18 protein-coding genes are annotated in these 20,601 nt (G+C 65.2%); 7 read left to right on the top strand and 11 right to left on the bottom strand.

Annotated features, from left to right (window positions below; genetic code table 11):
- Positions 1 to 6 precede the first annotated feature (6 nt).
- The 4 genes from ACN9MX_RS15680 to ACN9MX_RS15665 form a co-directional block, all read right to left on the bottom strand.
- Positions 7 to 873 (bottom strand): cyclopropane-fatty-acyl-phospholipid synthase family protein, encoded by an 867-nt coding sequence (locus ACN9MX_RS15680; RefSeq protein ID WP_363829401.1) that lies wholly within the window; start codon positions 871 to 873, stop codon positions 7 to 9.
- Positions 870 to 1,172 carry an acyl carrier protein gene (locus ACN9MX_RS15675; RefSeq protein WP_363752566.1) on the bottom strand — a complete coding sequence of 101 codons (303 nt, stop codon included), beginning with the start codon at positions 1,170 to 1,172 and terminating at the stop codon, positions 870 to 872. The genes ACN9MX_RS15680 and ACN9MX_RS15675 overlap by 4 nt, the downstream gene beginning before the upstream one ends.
- Positions 1,172 to 1,963, bottom strand: coding sequence for an acyl-homoserine-lactone synthase (locus ACN9MX_RS15670; protein ID WP_363736623.1), 792 nt, complete (start codon positions 1,961 to 1,963; stop codon positions 1,172 to 1,174). The genes ACN9MX_RS15675 and ACN9MX_RS15670 overlap by 1 nt, the downstream gene beginning before the upstream one ends.
- 110 nt (positions 1,964 to 2,073) lie before the next feature.
- Complete coding sequence (locus tag ACN9MX_RS15665; RefSeq protein WP_363736622.1) at positions 2,074 to 2,640, bottom strand: helix-turn-helix transcriptional regulator; 567 nt, start codon at positions 2,638 to 2,640, stop codon at positions 2,074 to 2,076.
- Between the two features lie 136 nt (positions 2,641 to 2,776).
- On the opposite strand from ACN9MX_RS15665, the gene ACN9MX_RS15660 reads away from it, so the two are divergent.
- Positions 2,777 to 4,126, top strand: coding sequence for a cytochrome P450 (locus ACN9MX_RS15660; RefSeq protein WP_363829398.1), 1,350 nt, complete (start codon positions 2,777 to 2,779; stop codon positions 4,124 to 4,126).
- Positions 4,127 to 4,310: 184 nt separating this feature from the next.
- The gene (locus ACN9MX_RS15655; RefSeq protein ID WP_363736620.1) at positions 4,311 to 6,410 is read left to right on the top strand and encodes a TonB-dependent receptor; all 2,100 of its coding nucleotides are present in this window, start codon (positions 4,311 to 4,313) and stop codon (positions 6,408 to 6,410) included.
- Between the two features lie 127 nt (positions 6,411 to 6,537).
- Here ACN9MX_RS15655 and ACN9MX_RS15650 read toward each other — a convergent pair whose 3' ends face one another.
- Positions 6,538 to 6,825 (bottom strand): hypothetical protein, encoded by a 288-nt coding sequence (locus ACN9MX_RS15650; protein WP_363736619.1) that lies wholly within the window; start codon positions 6,823 to 6,825, stop codon positions 6,538 to 6,540.
- 69 nt (positions 6,826 to 6,894) lie between these two features.
- Here ACN9MX_RS15650 and ACN9MX_RS15645 point away from each other — a divergent pair, with 69 nt between their 5' ends.
- The gene (locus tag ACN9MX_RS15645) at positions 6,895 to 8,688 is read left to right on the top strand and encodes a putative bifunctional diguanylate cyclase/phosphodiesterase (RefSeq protein ID WP_426387711.1); all 1,794 of its coding nucleotides are present in this window, start codon (positions 6,895 to 6,897) and stop codon (positions 8,686 to 8,688) included.
- 187 nt (positions 8,689 to 8,875) lie between these two features.
- On the opposite strand, the gene ACN9MX_RS15640 is transcribed toward ACN9MX_RS15645, so the two are convergent.
- On the bottom strand, positions 8,876 to 9,727 hold the full coding sequence (locus tag ACN9MX_RS15640) for an SDR family oxidoreductase (RefSeq protein WP_363829393.1): 852 nt from the start codon (positions 9,725 to 9,727) through the stop codon (positions 8,876 to 8,878).
- A 96-nt stretch (positions 9,728 to 9,823) separates the two neighbouring features.
- Between ACN9MX_RS15640 and ACN9MX_RS15635 the strand changes: the two genes are divergently transcribed.
- From ACN9MX_RS15635 to ACN9MX_RS15620, 4 genes are all read left to right on the top strand, one after another.
- Positions 9,824 to 9,958: a hypothetical protein gene (locus tag ACN9MX_RS15635; protein ID WP_363829391.1), complete on the top strand. Its 135-nt coding sequence runs from the start codon at positions 9,824 to 9,826 to the stop codon at positions 9,956 to 9,958.
- A gap of 6 nt (positions 9,959 to 9,964) precedes the next feature.
- Positions 9,965 to 10,918 carry a cation diffusion facilitator family transporter gene (locus ACN9MX_RS15630; RefSeq protein WP_363829389.1) on the top strand — a complete coding sequence of 318 codons (954 nt, stop codon included), beginning with the start codon at positions 9,965 to 9,967 and terminating at the stop codon, positions 10,916 to 10,918.
- A gap of 116 nt (positions 10,919 to 11,034) precedes the next feature.
- On the top strand, positions 11,035 to 12,324 hold the full coding sequence (locus ACN9MX_RS15625; protein ID WP_363736613.1) for an MFS transporter: 1,290 nt from the start codon (positions 11,035 to 11,037) through the stop codon (positions 12,322 to 12,324).
- Positions 12,325 to 12,345: 21 nt separating this feature from the next.
- Complete coding sequence (locus tag ACN9MX_RS15620; protein ID WP_363829388.1) at positions 12,346 to 13,077, top strand: SDR family oxidoreductase; 732 nt, start codon at positions 12,346 to 12,348, stop codon at positions 13,075 to 13,077.
- A 36-nt stretch (positions 13,078 to 13,113) separates the two neighbouring features.
- Here the strand turns inward: ACN9MX_RS15620 and ACN9MX_RS15615 are convergent, their stop codons facing one another.
- The 5 genes from ACN9MX_RS15615 to ACN9MX_RS15595 all read right to left on the bottom strand — a co-directional run bounded on the left by ACN9MX_RS15615 (position 13,114) and on the right by ACN9MX_RS15595 (position 20,600).
- On the bottom strand, positions 13,114 to 15,150 hold the full coding sequence (locus tag ACN9MX_RS15615; RefSeq protein ID WP_363829386.1) for a M3 family metallopeptidase: 2,037 nt from the start codon (positions 15,148 to 15,150) through the stop codon (positions 13,114 to 13,116).
- Between the two features lie 84 nt (positions 15,151 to 15,234).
- Positions 15,235 to 15,624 (bottom strand): nuclear transport factor 2 family protein, encoded by a 390-nt coding sequence (locus ACN9MX_RS15610; protein ID WP_363829384.1) that lies wholly within the window; start codon positions 15,622 to 15,624, stop codon positions 15,235 to 15,237.
- A 101-nt stretch (positions 15,625 to 15,725) separates the two neighbouring features.
- On the bottom strand, positions 15,726 to 16,745 hold the full coding sequence (locus ACN9MX_RS15605; RefSeq protein WP_363829382.1) for a glycosyl hydrolase family 8: 1,020 nt from the start codon (positions 16,743 to 16,745) through the stop codon (positions 15,726 to 15,728).
- Positions 16,735 to 17,211 (bottom strand): cellulose biosynthesis protein BcsD, encoded by a 477-nt coding sequence (gene bcsD / locus ACN9MX_RS15600; RefSeq protein ID WP_363752550.1) that lies wholly within the window; start codon positions 17,209 to 17,211, stop codon positions 16,735 to 16,737. Before bcsD ends, ACN9MX_RS15605 begins: the two co-directional genes overlap by 11 nt.
- Positions 17,211 to 20,600, bottom strand: coding sequence for a cellulose biosynthesis protein BcsC (locus ACN9MX_RS15595; protein ID WP_363829380.1), 3,390 nt, complete (start codon positions 20,598 to 20,600; stop codon positions 17,211 to 17,213). The genes bcsD and ACN9MX_RS15595 overlap by 1 nt, the downstream gene beginning before the upstream one ends.
- Position 20,601 lies beyond the last annotated feature (1 nt).

The raw sequence follows: 20,601 nt of genomic DNA, 5'->3' as shown, positions 1-20,601 counted from the left end.
TTCTGGTCATTCTGCGGCGAAGGCTATCCGAAGCAGGCCGATCTTGCGCATGCGGAAACCGGCTGCCGACATGCGCAGATAGCGGGAATATTTCTCGACCGGATGGACCGCGGGATCGACCACGCCGCCGCGCACCGCGCCGCGCAGCCGGTTGCTCCACATCTCGCAGGTGCGCGCATAGTCCAGCCCGTCGTCGCGCAGCCTTTCCATGCGGAACAGCCCCTTGGATGCGACGACGATATCCTCCAGCGTCGGCAGTTCCGCGGCCGGGAAGATCTCGTTCGAAATGAAGGGATTGGCATCCTCCGGCGACATCCTGCCATAGGCGATGGTCTGGAGCGAGAGGCGGCCCTTGCCCTCCATCCAGCCGCGGCAGGCCTGGAAGAATTCACGGTACACGCCGCGACGCTCCTCCACGCTCTGCTGCGGATGGGCGAAATGTTCGAACGCGCCGACGGAGATGATCGCGTCGAACGGCCGGTCGGGGCAATAGTCGTGCCAGTTGGAAAGGACCGCGCTGATGCCGGGATCGCCCAATTGCTCGATATAGGCGAGTTGTTCCTCGCTCAGCGTCAGGCCGACGCATTCGCTGACGCCATGGGTGCTGCGCAGGTTGCGCATCATGCCGCCCCAGCCACAGCCGACGTCCAATATGCGCATGCCTTCGCCCGCGCCGACCGATTCCGCATGATAGTCGAGCTTGCGCTGCTGCGCCTCCTCCAGCGGGGCGTCCTTTGGCAGGCCGTCCCACATCGCGCTGGAATAGGTCATGCTGGGGTCGAGCCACGCCGAATAGAAATCGTTGCCGACATCATAATGGTGGCGGATGGCGGCGGCCGAGCCGCCATATTCGATCTGTTCGTCCTGGATCATTGCGGGGCGCCGCCCTGCTGCATCGCCATGTCGCTGACCGCCGCGGCGATGCCCGTCGCCGCGTCGCGGATCGATTCCGCCTCGAACAGCAGTTCCAGCGGCAGTTCGTCGGGCAGGTTCAGCCAGTTTTCCAGCTCCACCATCAGCGAGATCGCCTTGGCGGAATCAATCCCGAAACTGTCGAAAGGCGCATCGGGCGAGATGGCGGCCGGCGCCACATTCACGATTTCGGCGATGTGCGCGACGATCCAGCTTTCGATTTCCTCTGCCGATGCCTGTCGAATAAGGTCGGAATTCATCAATGTCCCCTTGAAGCCGAACGGGATGCCCCGAATCTGCCATAATAGACGTCCGCCCCGGTCGTGGCGGACGGATGTGTGCCGGACTCGATCTCCGGCTGGGCGGCGATCTTCTGCAGTTCCGGATGCTCGCGCGTCAGCCGGGCCGCCGCGACATGCACATTGTCTTCACCTGGAAGCAGCTTGTCGATCAAGATGTGCGAGGGCCGGGGCAGGCCCCACATCTGGCGCATCTCATCGAGCGCCGCCTGCGACACTTCCACCTCATAGGCGACGGCCTCCCCCTGGCCATAGTCCGTGGCGGAGCCGAGCAGGGTCAGTTTCCAGCCGACGCCATAGCAGAAGCTGAGCATGCGCACGTCGGTGAAGCCCACGCAGCGGTCGATCCCGGCCTCATAGGCAAGCTCCAGCGGCGCGATCATGCAGGCGGCCTTGCGCCGCAGATTGTGACGGCGCATGCCCCGCTCGACGCAGAACCCGCGGCTCAATTCCCAGGTGCGCCCATCGTCGATCGGACGGATGCCGGCCGGCAGGACATGCGAAAAATGGTCGAGCAGCATGGAACAGTCGTCCGTGGGGCGGAAGCGCAGCCCCATGACGACCTGGTTTTCCGCCGAAAACCCTATGATGTTGCTCGCGCGCGCATCATCATATTCGTCATATTCCAATCCGTCCTTGACCGTGAGATCCCAGCCAAGCTGGTTAACGAACACCTCCGCGCGGGCCTGGTGCAAATCTCTGATCTCTTCCTGGTAAAGGGCGGAATTGTCCTTCGAAATCAGATGAATCAAATCCGTTGGTCCCCCGCAAGCAGCGGCAGCGCCTCTAGCATATTATACGCGGCAGGTCATCGGAAAGTTGCGCTGTGCAATCCATCCGAGCGCAAGGAATTCGGATGCTTTCAGGCGCCCTGCTTCTGCCGGGCGCGCTGCACATGGACCTTTATCGCCTGCACGGAGCGGTCGAGCGCTTCTGCAATGTCGAGGTCGCACCATCCGGCCTGCCGCCGGTCGAGGCAGAAAATTTCCGTCTCCGTCAGGTCTGTGGCGGCCGGATCATCCCGCGCGTCGAGCAGGGCGATGCCCCTGCACAGATAGAGCGTCGCCATGGCGTGCAGGTTCGCATGCTCCTGCGGGCTTTCGAGCATGCTGAGCAGGCGGATCTCCACCTCATAGGGCCGCTCGTCCCATCCGGTGATCGGGAAACAGAGCCGGGGAAGGGCATCGGGCTGCGCGATGGGGCCGCGCCAGCCGGCCTCCCCGAACAGGCCGGTTTCCCCGAACAGGAAGCGCCTGCCGCCGTCGCTGACGTCGTAGCAGGCATGGCTGGCGGCCTGAAGGCCCAGCGCCTGGCTGAAGCGGGTCACGAGGCTGTCGATGCTGAGCATGCCGTCGACCCCGGCGATGAAATCGGCGGCGGTCGTCGAGCTTCCGGCGCGAAGCTGGGTGCTGGGGATATATTCGCTCATGGTTCCTCGCGCAGGCTATGCCTGTCGTCATGCAGCGCCAGGTCTTAAAGGCGGGTTAAGCCTGCTCCCCCGCGCCGTGCTTCTTCTTTGCGGCAGAGCGAGCCCTGGGCGGGATGTCGGTCGACCGGCGCTTGACATGGAGACGGAAAGGCAAAAGGTCGGCCACAGACCGGACATCAACGATGGGGACAACATGCTGCCGACATACCGAACCGAACCTTCCGCGGATGATGCGGTCGATGCATGGCTGGCGTCGCATGGACAGGATGAGGGCGCGCCGGCCATCGCGGGCGACACGAGTCGTCCGGAACTCTATTCCCAGGCGCGTTGGGAACCGCTGTTCCGGCAGATGCGCGAGGCGGCGCCACTGAATCGGGTGGAGGGCACGGCCTATGGCGATTATTGGAACGTTTGTTCCCACTCGCTGATCATGGAGGTGGAAGGGAAGCCGGACCTGTTTTCCTCCTCCTGGAAATATGGCGGCATCACCATTGCCGACCCCGCGCCGGGCGAGGAATTCCAGCTTCCGATGTTCATCGCAATGGATGAACCGGAACACAGCGCGCAGCGGAAGACCGTGGCGCCCGCCTTTACGCCCGCGCATATCGCCGAACTGGCGGTGAAGCTGCGCGCGCATACCGCAACGGTGCTGGACAGCCTGCCCGTGGGCAGTCGTTTCGATTGGGTGGAGAAGGTTTCGATCGAGCTTGCCACCAGCATGTTGGCGACGATCCTGGGCTTTCCGTGGGAGGACCGCCATCTGTTGACGTTCTGGTCCGACTGGGCCGGGCATATGGAAGCGGCCCGCATAGCCGAACTGTTCCAGGTGCGGCGCGAGATGCTGACGGAGATGGCGACCTATTTCCACCTGTTGTGGGAACAGCGCCGGGCCAGTCCGGAGGGGACCGACCTGCTGGGCATGATGATCCGCAGCGACAGCATGTCGGAAATGGGGCCCATGGAATTCATCGGCAATCTGGCCCTGCTGATCGTCGGCGGCAATGACACCAGCCGGACCAGCATGTCGGCCGCCATATTGGGGCTGGACCGCTTTCCCGATGAGCGGGCGAAGCTGATCGCGGACGAGAGCCTGTTGCCCAACGCCGTCCAGGAGATCATCCGCTGGCACACGCCCATCGCGCATATGCGGCGGACGGCGACGGCGGATTGCGAACTGGCGGGGCAGAGGATCGCCGCGGGCGACAAGCTGGCGCTGTGGTATATTTCCGCCAATCGCGACGAAGCCGTCTTTCCGGACGCTGATCGGCTGGACCTGTCGCGCGCCAATGCCAGGCGCCATCTTTCCTTCGGGCATGGCATTCATCGTTGCGTGGGCGCCCGCCTGGCGGAATTGCAGCTTCGGATCCTTCTGGAGGAATTGATGAAGCGGCGACTGCAAGTGAATGTGGTTGGCGAGCTGCGCCGCGTTCACGCCAATTTCGTAAATGGTTTCCGGCAGATGGAGGTCGAACTGACGTCCTATTGAACACTGCTCGAACATTGCCGCGCGCGTCCGATCCGGAGAAGGATGGGGATGGCGTTTAACCTGCAATTTACCAAGCCCGGTTACAGGAAAGGATCATCAAGAATATAACGGATCGTGGGCCATGCATATTTGGGGTTATAAGGGGTGTTGGAAGCGGCTGCTTCTCACGTCGGCTGTGTTTGCGATGGCGCCGCCCGGCGCTGCATGGGCGCAGGCCGTTCCTGACGCCGACATATTGGTGACAGCGCGCAAGGTGCCTGAACCGCTGCTCAAGGCGCCCCTCTCTGTCACCAGCGTTTCGGGCGACACGATCGTCGCCGCCGGCCTGCAAAGCATTACCGACCTGACCCGCTTCGCGCCCAATGTCGATATCAGCGGCGGCATTGCGGGCCAGTTGCAGGGGCAGATTTCCATTCGCGGCATTTCCACGCTCGTCCGCAATATCGGGCTGGAAACCGGCGTGGGCATCTATGTCGACGGGGTCTATGTAGGCCGGCCGGAAAATTTCGTCCAGCATCTGCTGGACATCGATCGGGTCGAGATCGCCCGCGGGCCGCAGGCCACGGAATATGGCAAGAACACCATAGCCGGCGTGATCAATGTCCAGACCATCCAGCCGGACGCCGATCCGGGCCTGTCCGTCCGGTTGGACGCGGGCAATTACGACTATCGCCGCGGCGAAGCCGTGCTGGGCGCGCGCCTTGACGACCGCTTTTCGGTGCGCGGGGCGGTCGCCTATGCGCGGCAGGACGGTTTCTACCGGCATCTGTCGGGCGGTCAGGATGCCGGGTCGACCGACCTGTTGACTTGGCGCCTTTCGGCCAAATTCGCGCCGACCGACCAGTTGTCTTTCATTGCGCGCTGGGACGGCCTGCGCGACCGGGGCGTGCCGGCCTTTTTCCAGGCGGATGCGCTGGCGGGCTATCCGGCCGACTTTCCCTCGCGGCAGCCGCTGCATATCAACAACAACCGACCCAACCGGCTGCATCGCGACAGCCAGGGACTTTCGTTGACGGCCGAATGGACGTCCGACACGATGTCGCTGACGTCGATCACGGCCTATCGCGATTCTTCCTATGAAGCGTCGCTGGACGACGATCAGGAACAGGTGGACTTCGTCTCGGCCGACAATTTCAGCGATGATTCGCATTTCTTCAGCCAGGAATTGCGGCTGGCCGGCGGGACGGGGAAGCTACACTATCTGGTCGGCGCCTATTATTTCGACCAGATGGTGCGGACCGACCGGGGACTGGGACTGGGCGCCGACACCGGCGTTCCCGGCAACCCCGTGCTGACCACCATGGGCAGCGTGAAGACGGAGAGCGGTGCGCTGTTCGGGAGGCTCGATTATGCGCTGACCGATCGTCTCTCCCTGTCGGCGGGCCTGCGTTATACGCGGGAGAAGAAGCGCGCCCATTTCGTGCAGGATGACGTTTCCGGCATATTCCCGCTGCTGGGATTCCCCGCGCTGACCTTTGACGGGCATTCGACCGACAATGATCTGTCGCCGAGCGCAACCCTGTCCTATGAGATTGCCCCGGACGCCAATCTTTACGGCCGCTTTTCCAGGGGCTTCAAGAGTGCGGCCTATAATGTCGACATCGCTTCGTCGTTGAGCGGCCTGACCGCCACCCCGGAAAAGGCGACCAGCTATGAGGTCGGCTTCAAGGCGCTGACCTTTGGCAAGCGGTTGCGGCTGAACCTGGCGGCGTTCGTGACGGATTATGAACGGCTGCAGGTCTCGCAGGTGCTGGGCACCGGGTTGGCGCTGACCAATGCCGGACGCGCCCAGATCCAGGGGGTGGAGGGAGAGATGGCCCTTCAAATCTCCTCCCGTCTGCGGATCGAGGGGAATGCGGCGGTGCTCGATGCGCATTACAAGCGGTTCGACAATTGCGGCGTGCCTGCGTCGGTCGGTGGCGGCAGCATGGACTGTTCGGGCAAGGACCTGGTGCTGGCGCCGCATTTTTCGGCATATGGCGCGGTCACCTATGAGGTGCCGGTCGCGTTCGGGACGATCTTCACCCGCGCCGACATGGATTACCGCTCGACCGTCTATTTCGAACCGACCAATTCCGACAGCTTCAAGTCCGGTCCGCGTACCCTGGCCAATCTTCGTCTCGGGCTTCGCCACGACAATTGGGAGGTCGCTGCCTGGGTCAAGAACCTGACCGACAAGATCTACAAGACCTATGCCGACGATCGATCCGGTTTGGGCGTTTTTCGCACGGCCGCCTATGGTGCGCCCCGCACCTACGGCATCAGCCTTTCTTCGACATTTTGAGCATGCTGGCCGCCGGTGCATGAGGGCCGGTCATTAATCAAATCTTAGCCAGCAGATGGTGAATCATTTGCAACGCCCCTGGCGTCGGAACAGCAGGAGTATAATGGCGGACCACATTTCATCGCGGTCACCTGACGAATGGAAAGGCAGGCAAGACCCGATGGATGGCGACCAGAAAATTCTGGCGTCGGCTGGCGTTCTGCGGTGCGTGGTGGATGGCGATTGCCGGCTTCACCCTGATCCCGCCGCTGCGCATCATTTTGGCCTGGCGCCATCGCAACCCCTTTTTAACTGGCTTCGTGGGGTTCGGGGCGCCCTCCGCAAGCCGATCTTTGAGATTATCCGCGTCGTTCGCCAGGAGCAGCAAGCCGAAGCGACTCTTACGCTGCACGGCGGTGCCGGCGACCTCAGGCATATCCGCGTTCTTGCGCAGGCCCGGCATCGGGGGCCGGATCGGCCAGTCGTCGATCTGGTGGCGGTCGACGTGACGTCGGAGCATGCGGAAATCGACCTGCTCCGGCGCAGCATGGAAAATCTGCGGCTGATCGTCGAATATAATCCGCAACTACCCTGGATAGCCGATGCGGAGGGGCGGATCATCGATTTCACCGATCGGTGGCTGGAGAATACCGGACTTGAGCGGGATGAGGCGGCAGGTTCCGGTTGGCTTGCCGCCACCCATCCCGACGATGTCGAGCCGGTGACGCAACGCGTCGCCCATTCCCATGCGACCGGCGAGCCGTTCGACGTGCGCGTTCGGCTGATGGTCAACGACCAGTATCGCTGGATGCGGGCCCAGGCCTATCCCCGGCGGGACGATGAAGGCCGGATCATCCGCTGGTATGGCTATACCGAGGATATCCACGAAAGCGTGCTGATCGAGGAGCAGATACGCTGGAATGCCGACCATGATTCGCTGACGGAGTTGCCCAACCGTGCGATGTTCAACGCCTGCCTGGACAAGGCGCTGGGAAGGGCGCTGACCGATTTCAAGAAGGTCGGCGTGTTCCTGCTGGACATCGACAATTTCAAGGACGTCAACGACCTGATGGGCCATCATGCCGGTGATGACCTACTGAAGAGCTTTGCCGCGCGCCTGAAGGCGATCTTCGCCGGCGAGGGAGTGGTGGCGCGTCTGGGCGGCGACGAATTCGCCATATTGATCGAGAATGCCGACAACCGGCAGCAACTGGCAGATCTTGCCGATCGCGCGCTCACCATCCGCGAGACGCTGTTCGCAGCGGGACGTTCGCTGGAATGCCGGGTCAGCGTCGGCGTCGCCGCATTCCCGGAGGACGGGCGCGTGGCGACCGAATTGCTGCGTCATGCCGACCTGGCGCTGTACCGCGCCAAGTCGCTGGGGCGCGGGCGGGTGCAGATGTTCGAGCAGTCGTTGCTGGAGGACATGCAGGAACGGGTGGCGATGATCAACCGGGCCAGGACCGCGGTGCGCGACGGCACTATCATAAGCTATTATCAGCCCAAGGTGTCGTTGCAGACCGGCGAGCTGGTCGGATTTGAAGCGCTGCTGCGGTGGCGCGACAGTTGCGGCACCATCCGGTCGCCGGCCGAGATCTACGCGGCGTTCGACGATCATGACGTCGCCGACATGATCGGCCAGACGATGACCAGCCAGGTCTTTTCCGACATGGCCGCCTGGCGCGCGCGCGGCCTGGCCGTGGGGCATGTCGCCATCAATGTCTCGTCCGCCGAATTGCGGCGGGAGCGCTTTGCCGGACGATTGATCGAGACGATGGAGCGTTTTTCGATCGCGCCCGATTCGATCGAGATCGAGATCACGGAGGGCGTGTTCCTGGGCGCCGGATCGGACGCGGTCCGCCGTTCCATCGACGAACTGCACATGTGCAACATCCCGCTGGCGCTCGACGATTTCGGGACCGGCTTCGCTTCGCTCACCCATTTGCGGTCCCTGCCGGTCAGCACGCTGAAGATCGACCGATCTTTCGTCAGCGGGGTCACCGCGCGCGAGAGCGACGGCGCCATCGTATCCGCGCTGATCACGTTGGGCCGGGCGCTCAACATGAAGGTGGTGGCCGAAGGCGTGGAAGAGGCGGACCAGTCGATCAGGCTGCGCGAGATGGGCTGCGATTATGCCCAGGGTTTCTATTTCAGCCGCCCTGCCCCTTCGGAGACCATTCCCGCGCTGATCCAGTCATGGAGCGAAAACAGCGCCGTCATCAGCCTGAACCGGCGAGCGGTCCCCCGGTCTTCACTGGGAAGAGGGGGCGAAGGCTGGGCGGGATCGCGGATCGCCTGAGAGACGGCGCGGCAACCTCCGATCATGCCGGCTAGAGCGATTTCCAAGCGATCGGAACCGATCGCTGGTCAAGAAATCGCGGAAAACAAGGAATCCAGAGCGGCGATCTGAATGAGCAGAAACGCTCCGGTCTTTTGATGCCGCATTTTCCGAGCCGCCGACCGTAAACGGTCAACTTGAAAATGCTCTAACCGTTGACGATGGTGCCGCCATTGGGGTGCAGCACCTGGCCCGACATGTAGCTGGCGTCGTCGCAGGCGAGGAAGAGGAAGGCGGGGGCGACCTCATTGGGCTGGCCGGGCCTGCCCATGGGCGTGCTCTCCCCGAAATGCGCCAGTTTTTCCGGACTGGCCCCGCCGCTGGGGTTGAGCGGAGTCCAGATCGGCCCCGGCGCGACGGCGTTCACCCTGATGCCGTCGCCCACCAGATTTTCCGACAGGGACCGGGTGAAGGCAGTGATCGCTCCCTTCGTGCTCGAATAGTCGAGCAGTTCCTTCGACCCCTGATACATGGTGACGGAGGTGCAGTTGACGATCGCCGCCCCGCGCTTCAGGTGCGGCCGCACCGCCTGCGTCAGGAAGAACATGGCGAAGATGTTGGTCTGAAAGGTCCGGCGCAGCTGTTCCTCGCTGATGTCGGTGATATCGCTGTCGGGATGCTGTTCGCCCGCATTGTTGACGAGAATGTCGATCCGGCCGAGCTCCTTCACCACCTGCGCCACCGCCCGCTGGCAGAAGTCCCGGTCGCCCAGGTCGCCCGCCACGGTGAGCGCCCGCCGTCCCTCCGCGCGGACGATCGCCGCTGTCCGGGCCGCGTCGTCATGTTCGCAGAGATAGAATATGGCGACATCGGCGCCTTCGCGGGCGTAGAGAGCGGCAACCGCCCGCCCGATGCCGCTGTCGGCGCCGGTGACGATCGCCACCTTGCCTTCCAGACGGCCGGAGCCGGGATAGCGGGGTTCCCATTCGGGCCTGGGTTCCAGCCGGCTTTCATGACCGGGCAGGCCATCTTCGTGGATCATCTCCTGGATTTCGGGCATTGCAAATCTCCTCTGCCCGAAGAACTCATCCCCCGCCGGGGAGTTCATTGGCCGGAACCCGATTCGCCGTGCGAATGGGGCAGATGGAGATAGGCGATGGTTGTGAAAGCTCTGGCTCTCAATTCTACCCGGAAGGCGGTGGAGGGGCGGTCGAGCTCGACCGATGCGATGATTGCGGACGACATGGCGCGTGCGGCGCGCCTGTTCCAGTTCGCCCCCTATCCGGGTTGAACGTTCGTGGAGAAGGGTGGTCGCGCCGCGCATGTCCGGGAAAATATCGTCCTTTATGGCGCGCTGCTGGCCAATGTCGGGATAGCAGTCGCCAAATTCATCGCCTCCGCGCTGACCGGCTCCTCCTCCATGCTGACGGAGGGGGTGCATTCGCTGGTCGACAGCGGCAACCAGCTGCTGCTGTTTCATGGTCAGTCCAAGGCGAAGCGGCCGGCCGATGCGGCCCATCCCTTCGGCTATGGGCGCGAACTGTATTTCTGGGCTTTCGTCGTCGCGATCCTGATCTTCGCGGTTGGTGCGGGCGTATCGGTCTATGAGGGCTGGCTGCATGTCGCGCGGCCGGAGCCGCTGCGCGATCCGGCCGTCAATTACGCGGTCCTGGCCATCGCCTTCCTGCTGGAGGGCACGTCCTGGACCATCGCCGTGCGCGAATTCGGGCGCAGCCGGGGGCCGAGCAGCTGGTGGCAGTCGATCCGCCGGTCGAAGGATCCGGCGGGTTTTATCGTCCTGTTCGAAGACAGCGCCGCTCTCATCGGTCTGGTCGTGGCGGCGATCGGCGTCTGGGCGAGCCATTATTTCGGCGATGCCCGACTGGACGGCGTCGCCTCCATCATCATCGGGCTGGTGCTGGGCGGGGTGGCGGTCCTGCTGGCGCGGGAGGCAAAGGGCCTGCTGATCGGGGAGAGCGCTGACCGAGCGATCATCGACACCGTGCGGCGGCTGCTCGACCGGCGGCCGGAGATCACCGCCGTCAATCACATCCGCACCATCCACACAGCGCCCGATGCCGTCTTCGTGGCGATCAGCGCCGATTTCGACGACGACCTGCTCATGGGCCGGGCCGAAAGCCTGATCGAGGAGATGGAGAGCGAGTTGAAGCGCGCCATCCCCGAACTCACCTCCATCTACATCCGTCCGGAAAAGTGGGAGGATGCGGTCATTCAGCCGCCTGCGCGGTAAGACGCTGCACCCGCCAGCGCCGGTCGTTCATGTCCATGGCGCGCCAACTGGCCCCTTGACCATTTGACGATGATCACCATCAAATGCCGGTCTGTCGATCCGGAACCGAGGCCTGCATGCTGTCCGCCATCCTCGCGCGCCATATGGGCGCGCGGCAAATCCATTATGGCTGGGCGGTGCTGGCCGCGACCTTCCTCACCATGCTGGTCGTCGCGGGCGCGGTAGGCGCGCCCGGCGTGTTCATCATCCCGCTGCAGAAGGAATTCGGCTGGAGCGCGGCGGATATTTCCGGGGCGCTGGCCATACGCTTCGTCCTGTTCGGCTGCATGGGGCCGTTTGCCGCCGCCTTCATGAACCGCTTCGGCGTGCGGCGGATGATGCTGATCTCGCTGTCGATCGTCATCGGTGGGCTGCTGCTGTCGATGGGCATGACCCAATTGTGGCAACTGGTCCTGCTATGGGGAGTGGTCATCGGCATAGGCACGGGCCTTACCGCCATGGTGCTGGGCGCCACCGTCGCCACGCGCTGGTTCACCCATCGGCGGGGGCTGGTCATGGGACTGCTGTCCGCCAGCACCGCGACGGGCCAACTGGCGTTCCTGCCGCTGCTTGCCGCGTTGACGGAGCGTTTCGGCTGGCGGGCCGCCATCCTGCTGGTGTGCGGAGCGATCCTGCTGGCGGCGCTGGCCGTGCTGCTGCTGATGCGGGATCGTCCCTCCGACCTCGGCCTGCCGCCCTATGGCGAGAGCGAGGTCCATCCCGTGCCAGCCCAGCCAGCCGGTTTCGGCGCCCTGCTGATCAGCCCGCTTCGCATATTGGCCGACGCCGCGCGGGTGCCGAGCTTCTGGATATTGTTCTTCACCTTCTACATATGCGGCGCCAGCACCAACGGGCTGGTCCAGACGCATTTCATCGCGCTGTGCGGGGATTATGGGCTGGCGGCGGTGGGCGCTGCGTCGATGCTGGCGATGATGGGGCTGTTCGACTTTGCAGGTACGCTCGCGTCGGGCTGGCTGTCGGACCGGTTCGACAATCGCTGGCTGCTGTGCTGCTATTACGGGCTGCGGGGGCTGTCGCTGCTCTATTTGCCGTTCAGCGATTTCTCGCTTTACAGCCTGTCGATCTTCGCGGCCTTCTATGGTCTGGACTGGGTTGCGACCGTGCCGCCGACCGTCAAGCTGACGGCGCAGCGTTTTGGGCCGGAACGGGCCAATGTCGTGTTCGGCTGGATCTTCGCCGGTCACCAGCTGGGCGCCGCGAGTGCGGCGCTGGCGGGCGGTCTTTCCCGGACGGTCTGGCAAAGCTATATGCCCGCCTTCGTCGCGGCGGGGATATTGTGCCTGATCGGCGCTGGGCTGGTGCTGTTCATCAATCGTGGGCGGGGCAAGGCCTTCGCCCTCGCCTGACCGGCTGGTGGAGAAGGTTGAATGTTGCAAGGGAAGATCGCCCTCGTCACCGGGGCCGGGCGCGGCTTGGGACGCGAAATCGCGCTGGGCCTCGCGGGGGCGGGCGCGCATGTCCTGCTCCATGGCCGACGGGCGGCGCAGCTTCAGGACACGGCCGCCGCCATCGCCGCCGCAGGCGGGACGGGCGAGCCGCTGATCTTCGACCTGGAGGATGGGGAGGCGCTTCGGGCGGCACTGGATCGCCGCCGCCCGATCGACATATTGGTCAACAATGCCGGCCATCGCGACCGCCGGCCGATCGGAGAGCTGGACAGGTTCGCGGTACGGCGGATGCTGGAAGTCAATCTGGTCGCGCCCTTCGATCTTGTCCGGGCGGTGGCTGGCGACATGAGGGAAGGCGGGCGGATCGTCAACGTCACATCCATCGCGGGCCAGATCGCCCGATCGGGTGATGCCGCCTACACCATGGCGAAGGGCGGGCTGGACGCGCTGACGCGGGCTCTGGCGGCGGAACTGGGCGTTCGCGGCATCACGGTGAATGCCGTCGCGCCTGGCTATTTCGCGACGGAGGCCAATGACGAGATGATCGCCGATCCGGGCGTTGCGGATCATCTGGCGCGGCGAACGTCGCTGGGGCGATGGGGACGGCCGGAGGAGATTGTCGGCCCGGTGCTGTTCCTGGTGTCGGACGCGGCATCCTATGTGACCGGGCAGGTGCTGGCGGTGGACGGTGGATATACCGCCCATTTCTGAACGGCAGCGCAGCGCGCAATCTCACAGGAACAAACCCTAGGCAGCCAGGCCCCGCATGCGCAGCAAGGCGTCGACCTCTGGCGCGCGGCCGGCAAAGGCCCGGAAATTGTCCGCCGCAGGGCGGCTGGCCCCAGCCGCGAGGATTTCGCGGCGGAAAGCGGTCGCGCCGCCGCCGGGGATGTCGGCATGGGCGAAAATCTCGAAGGCGTCGGCCGACAGGAGTTCGGCCCAGAGATAGGAATAATAGCCCGCCGCATAACCGCCCGCGAAGATATGGCTGAAGGCATGGGCGAAGCGGTTCCATTCCGGCGGATGGATCACGGCGACCGCCCGGCGCACCTGATCGAGCATGGCGTTGACCCGCGCGCCCTGCGCCGGATCATAGTCGCGGTGGAGCAGCAGGTCGAAGGTCGCGAATTCGATCTGGCGCAAAATGGCAAGGCCTGCCTGGAACTGCCGCGCCGCCAGCAGCCGGTCGAACATCGCCTGCGGCAGCGGTTCCCCGCTGTCGACATGGCCGGACAGCCCGATCAGCGTGTCCCTGTCCCAGGCGAAATTTTCCATGAACTGGCTGGGCAGTTCCACCGCATCCCATTCCACGCCGCTGATGCCGCCGATGGAGGGCAGGTCGACCTCTGTGAGCAGATGATGCAGCACATGGCCGAATTCGTGGAATAGCGTCACCACGTCGTTATGCGTCAGCAGCGAAGGCCGTTCGCCCGACGGTGGCGCGAAATTGGTGGTGAGATAGGCGACGGGAAGATGCAGCCGATCGGCGTCGCGGAAGCGCGAACGGCAAACGTCCATCCATGCGCCGCCCCGCTTGCCCGCGCGCGCGAACAGGTCGAGATAGACGCCCGCCACCACGCTGTCGTCCGCGTCCAGCACATCATAGAACAGCACGTCCGGATGCCAGGTCGACACGCCCTGGCGCGCGACCAGGCGGACGTTGAACAGCCGGCCGATCAGCGCCTGCGTTCCCGCAAGCACGCGGGGCAGGGGGAAATAGGCCTTCAGCGCCTCCTGATCGACGCCGTGCAGGGTGCGGCGCATCGCTTCGGCGACATAGGAAAGATCCCAGGGCCGCACATCGTCCAGCCCCAGATGGTCGGCGGCGAAGGCGCGCGCGTCGGCCAGTTCACGCTCCCCGACCGGCCGTGCCCGCCGGGCGAGATCGGTCAGGAAGGCCAGCGCCTCGTCAGCGTCGGCGGCCATCTTGGTTTCCAGCGAATGGGCGGCGGAATCGGCAAAGCCCAATATCTGCGCCGCCTCATGGCGCAGCGCCATGATCGCGTCGATCCGTTCACTGTTGTCGTGGCTGCTGTCCTCTGCCTGGTCGGAGGCGCGGGTGTTGTAGGCGCGATAGACCCGTTCCCGCAGCGCCCGGTCCCTGGCGTGATAGAGGATGGCGAGCACGCTGGGCTGGCGCAGGGTGATGAGCCAGCCTGGCAGCCCGCGTTCCTGCGCATAGGCGGCGAGGGTCGCCCTGTCGCTGTCCGGCACCCCTTCGAGCGCCGCTTCGTCGGTGACATGCTCGCTCCAGGCTTCGGTCGCATCGAGCACGGCATTGCCGAATTTGGTGCTGAGGTCGCTCAAGGCGACGCCGATGTCGAGGAAGCGTTGCCGCGCCTTCCCCTCCAGCGCGACGCCCGCCAGGCGGAAGCCGCGCAGGGCAAGATCGACGGCGCGGCGGGCGGCGGGCGGCAGGCCGGCGAAATCGGGGCGGGCGGCCAACCGGGCAACGGCATCGTGATGTGCCCGGTTCTGCCCCGCCTCCATCAGATAGGCGGTCATCAGCGTCTGGGCGGCGGCATGCGCTTCCCGCAATTCGGGCGTATCCGCCACGGAGGAGAGGTGCCCGATCGGGGACCAGACCCGCGACAACAGGAAATCGGCACGCTCGGCGGCGAGGATGACCGCTTCGAAATCATCCTTCCCGCTGGCGGTGATCCCTTCGACGGCGGCGCGGTGGGCTGCGATCGCCTCCTCTATGGCGGGGACGACATGGGCAGGCTGGACGGCGGCGAAATCGGGCAGGTCGCTGTCGGCAAGAAGGGGATTGGCGGTGGTCATGGCTACTCGTGGACTGCTGGCCCCCGTGGGAGGAGGAACAGCCTCTAATTGGGCGCGGGCGCGCCACTGTTCAAGCATTTCCCATCAGGCGAGCGTCACATAGATTTCCGCCTCGATGATCCAGTCGGCGCCGATCTGCCGCCATTTGGCGCTGTAGCTTCCCGATGCCAGGACATGGTCCGAACCGGCGGTCACGCCCTGCCACCGGCCATGTTCCATCGCGATGGGTTCGACCGGCGAGACGATGATATTTTCCGGCGTGCGGGTGTAGACGGCGCGCTTTGCGGCCGCGAATTCCCGCTTCCAGGCCTGGAGCTGCGCCTTGCGGCCGGAGATGACCGCGCTGTCCGATCCGGTGACGAGCAGGGCCTGGGGCGCGAGCAGGGGGGCGATGGCGTTCAGGTCCGCTTCTGCCAGGGCGCGGTTGAAGTCGGCGCGGCGCAGGCGAATGGCAAGTTCGGGGGAGGAGGTCATCGGGCTTCTTTAGGATTTTTGAGCAGGAATAGCCAATGGCTGCCGTCAGGCACGCCGTGCTTCCGGGAGGCTGAACGGCGGCAGACCGGCGGAAATACTGCCTAAATCCGCATCTGGTTCAACAGTCCCAGCGTTGCGGCATAATAGTCCTGATCAGCGGTGGCGGCCGGCAGGTTGCGATCCAGCAGGCGTCCTGCGATCGCGGTGGCGCCCGCGGACAGGGCATAGGGGGCCGTTTCGCCGGTCACGACATTCACCCAGGCCGGCAACGGCTTGCCGGCGCGGTTGAGCGCGGACCAGTAGCGCGCGATGGTGTCGCATGCGCTGCGTCGGCCGCTCATCAGGCAATAGAGCGGCACGCGAATGCCCTCGAAGCCGAAGACCGGATCGCGTCCCTCCGCCGGTTCGACCACGCCCTTCCCCTTGATGTCGAGCCAGTCGGCGGGCAGGCCCGACGGGCCGAAGCGCGCGGCCTTCAGGATCTTGAGGCCGTCGGACGCCAGCGGACCCCAGAAACGGGGTTCCAGCCGGACGAAGCTGTCGATCGCCGGCCACACATAATAGGACGGGTTGATGACCACCCGGTCCGGCCTGGCAAAACCGACCAGGCCCGGCAGCAGCAGGGAGAAGCCGTGACGCTGCACGATCAGCTTCTGCGCGATCGCGCCGCGGATGGCCGCTGACTGATGCAGATAATCCGCCTTCCCCCAGCGGCGGCCCGCCATCAGCAGCGCCCAGGCGATCAGCAGGTCGCCATCGGTCGCATTGTTGGGATCGGCCACCGGATCGGCGCGGCCGGGGGTGAAGCGCCAGCTGTGCAGCGCCACGTCCTTGCGCAACAGGGTCTGGGCGGTCCAGCGCGCCATGCCGTCGAAGGCGGCACTGTCGCCCGCCGCCTGCGCCAGCACCATGCCATAGCCCTGGCCCTCGCTATGGCTGACGCCGCCATTGCCATTGTCGACGATCCTGCCTTCGGGCGCCAGGAAGCGGGCCTTGTAGCCCTGCCAGAGCGCGGGATCGAGCATCAGGCCATCAGCGGATCTGGAAGATTTGGCACGGGCGCAACCGGTCGTCAGCGCGAAGGCGAGGACGGTCAGGACCGTCCGCCGTTCAAATCCCATGGCGCAGTTCGATATGCCCGTCCTGGTTGCGCGAAATCCTGGTGCTGAGCCGTTCGCCGCTGCCCATCTGCCGAAACCATGCGTCATAGGCTCCTTCCAGGATGAAGGGGGCGACTTTTGCCCAGATTCCCTCAGCATCGCCCTCCAGCCTTTCGGGCAGGCCATGGTGGAAGATGTCGATTCCTTCATCGTCCAGTTCGAAACGGACGCTGCCCCAATGCAGCCTGTCCCAGACCATGTTGCCGTGCTGCGTCAGCCTGTCCATGTTCCTGGCGTTGTCGATCGGATGGCTTTTCGCGAGGCGGGCGCCGAGGGCCCGGAAAAATCCCTGCATCTGCTCCGCCGTGGCGGCGGAGGCGATTTCGGCGAGCATCAGGCTGACGAAGCGCTGCGCAGCCTCCCCGCTGGAGGCGAGCATGGCGATGTCCTGATCACCCGCGACCGGGAAGTCCTTCACGAACAACATCAATTGCCTCCGATATTCTGCTTGAGCCCGATAAGTGTCTTGAATTCCTTATATTCACCGAAAGTGTTTATATTCAGTTCCCCGCCCAGCCGGGTATTCGGGCTGACCCGGTAGGAAATCGCGCCGGTCGCCGACAGGCCGAAGCCCGTCTTGCTGATGCTGTCATAGCGGGAGCGGACATCGCTGTTCTGGCTCTTGAGGAAATCCAGAACGCCCTGCGCGCCCGGCTCCGTCGGATAGACCGGCTCACCCTGTTGATCATAGCTTTGATAGCCCGGCGCGACGCTGGCCTGGATGCTCATCGGGCCGTCATTCGTCCAATAGCGGATCGGGAAATTGACGCTGAGGAAGCTTTGCGGGCTGAAATAACCGCCATGGCCGTAGGTGAAATAATTCTGGTTGTTGTCGTAATTCTGGTAATTGACGTTGAAGCCGACGGAAACGCCCGAGCGCGCATTCTGCCACGCGCGCAAATAGCCGCCGGCGTTGATCTCCACACTGTCATTGTCGCGCACTGCCGTGCCGTCATAATGATAGAAGGAACCGTCGGCATAGACGCCATTGCCGTTGCGGTCATAGGACAGGGACAATCCGCCGCCGCTCTTCATGACCGCGCCCCAGAAGGCGCCGGTGCGAGGATCCTCCGTGCCGGCATAGGCAATGATGCTGTCGGTCACGGGCTTGCGGTCGGCCCAGATGCGGGCGGTCGCGTTGGTCGACAGGCGCGGCGTCACCTCGATCCTGCCGGTGACATGTTCCTTGGGGAAACCGAGCGGCGTGACGCCTGCTTCCAGCATCAGCAGCTTGCTGACATAGCTGGCGGTGACGGCGACGCCGGACTGGTGCTGCGTTTCGGCATTTGTCAGCACGGATGGTTGCTCGTCCACGATCCCCTGCGCTTCGGGCGTGGCGTTGGTGCCGAAGCGGGCGAGGCCGGAGCCTGTCGGGCGGCCCGCATCCAGCACGACCGCCGTCGCCTTGACGCCGACCCGGCCCCCGGCGAAGGGCGTGGAGACGGAGGCGCTGCCTGTCATTTCGCGCAATTTGCTGAGGCCCGTCTCGCCGGAGCGGGAGCGGAAGCCGGTGTCGACATCGACGCGCGGGCCGCTTTCACCGGCCGATTCCTGCAATTGCTGATCGATCTCCGCCAGTACCGGATCGGCGGGGACGTTCGTCATGCCATTGCCCTGAACGCCGTAGACCGGATCGCCATAGACGGGGTTGCCGTAAGAGGGCGCTGGTGCCGCCATGCCGGGGAAGCCGGTCGGGGCGGCATAGCCTGGCGCGGTTGGGTAGGCGGGCGCGGCAGCGGGCAAGGGATAGGGTGATGCCGCCGGCTGCTGCGGGGCGAAGCCCATGGGCGGCGCATAGGGCGCCGATATGGCCGTGGGATTGCTGCCGAGTGCGAATGGATTGACCGGCTGCGGCGCGGCCATGGCGCGGAAGGGGTTGGCCGACTGGGGCGCCGCCGCAAAGGGATTGCCGTTCGCCATCATGGTGTCGGGCGCCATGCCTGTCTCACGCATGTAGAGCGCCTTGGCGGTCTTGAGGTAACGCGCCGCATCGCCGTCATTGCCGCGGGTACGGGCCATGCGCGCCGCCGCCATATAGACCCGGTAATCGGCCGGGTGCATCTGGATCGCCTGCTGGGTGACGGCGCGCGCCGTATCCATGTCGCCCGACGCGCTGGCCGTGTCGATCAGGCCCACCATGGCGTCGCGATCGGACGGCTTCTGCGCCAGCAGCATGCGGAAGGTCTGCGCCGCCTGCGCGTTGAGGCCGCCTGATTGGTACAGCCGCGCCAGGGCGGAGAGGATTTCCTCATTGCCCGGCGTCTCGTTCCATGCCGCCTGCAACATGTCGAAGGCCGGGGCGAACTGACCCGCCTGCCGCATTCGGTCCGCCTGCGCGGCGGCGAGCGTCGCCTTCAGATTGCCGAGGCTGCGTTGACCCTGAAGCGACGGGCCGGCCAGTGCCGACGCCTTTTGCACGGCGCTCATGGCCAGGCCGTCCTGCCCGGTCTGCGCCAGGACCCGCACCGCGGCGTCATAGGCGCCCGCATCATTGGCGGGGGCGTCCAGAGCCTGGGCCGCCAACTGGCTTGCGCCGCGCGCGTCGCCCAGTTCCAGCATGCCCTGGGCCAGCGCGCCCATGCGGTCGGCGAAAATGCCCCGCATCTCCGACGCTTGGCGCAGCATGGCGAGACCCTGTCCCTGCGCGCCCCTGGCCCCTGCGGCCTTCGCCTGGACTATGGTGGCGGATATGCCCAGGCCGGCGATGAAATTGCGCATCTCCGCCGTGCGCTGCCCTTCCGGAATGCGCGCGGCGACAGCCTGCGCATCGCCGGTGCGGCCCGCACGGTCCAGGATCAGCGCAGCGGCGTAGAGCGGCTCGGCCTTGTCCGAATAGGAAAGCTGGCGGACGAGCGCGTCCTGCTCCGCCACGCGGCCCTGCTGCTGGAGCAGGCCGGCGAGATCATAGGCGACCCATGGGTCGTCGGGCGCACTGCCCATGGCAGCGCGCAGCAATTGTTCGGCGCGCGCTGCGTCACCGCTATCCAGCGCGGCGCGTGCCTCGTTGCGGGTGGCGCTGGCCTGGGCGATGGCGGCGCCTGAGCCGGCGGCCCCGCCGGACTTGCCCAATTGCCGGTAGAGTTCGGCCGCCTCATTATAGCGGCCCTGCCGTTCATAGACGCTGGCCAATACCGATATGGCAGGCCCCTTGTCGCGGACGTTCGACTGGGTGAGCGTGGTGGCGAGTTGCTCCGCGCGCGCCAGATCGCCCTTGTCCAGCGCCGTTCGGGCCGAGTCGAGATCGGCATAGAAGCGGGCGGACTGCAATGCCTCGGCCCATTTGCCTGCGCTGCCCGTGCGGGAGGCGCGGGCCAGCAGGTCGCGGGCCTGTGCAAATTCGGACTTGCGCAATCGTACGATGCCCATGCCGCCCAGCGCGTCGGCGTCGTTGGGATTGGCGGAAAGCGCCGTGCGGAAGCGGGCGGCCGCGGTGTCGAGTTGTCCAGCCTCCAGCGCCCGGAAGCCGGCGGCGCGGGCATCGCCGCCCCGGTCGCTGCGGGTCGGGCGGGCCGGGCCGGATGGTGCGGCGGCCGCCTGCGCGGGTGCGGCGGGGCGAGCGGCCTGTGCGGGCTGCGGCTTGGCTGCGGCTTTGGGTTGGGGCGCATTGCCGGCAAGGCCGCGCCGTGCCTCCGCATTGGCGGGGTCAATGGCCAGCACCCGGTTATAGGCCTGTCGCGCCAGGTCGCCGCGTCCCTTGGACTGCCAATAGCGAGCCTGCTTCAGCAGCGGGGCGACACCCTGCACCTCCGCATGCGCCAGGGGCATGGTCGTGATGGCGAGCAGAGGCAGGCCGAGGATCGAGATCGTCTTCTTCATG

Source organism: Sphingobium sp. R-21 (genome assembly GCF_049913335.1).
Lineage (GTDB): Bacteria > Pseudomonadota > Alphaproteobacteria > Sphingomonadales > Sphingomonadaceae > Sphingobium.
Note: the sequence above shows the minus strand (reverse complement) of the source record. Positions and strands in the feature narration are given on the sequence as shown.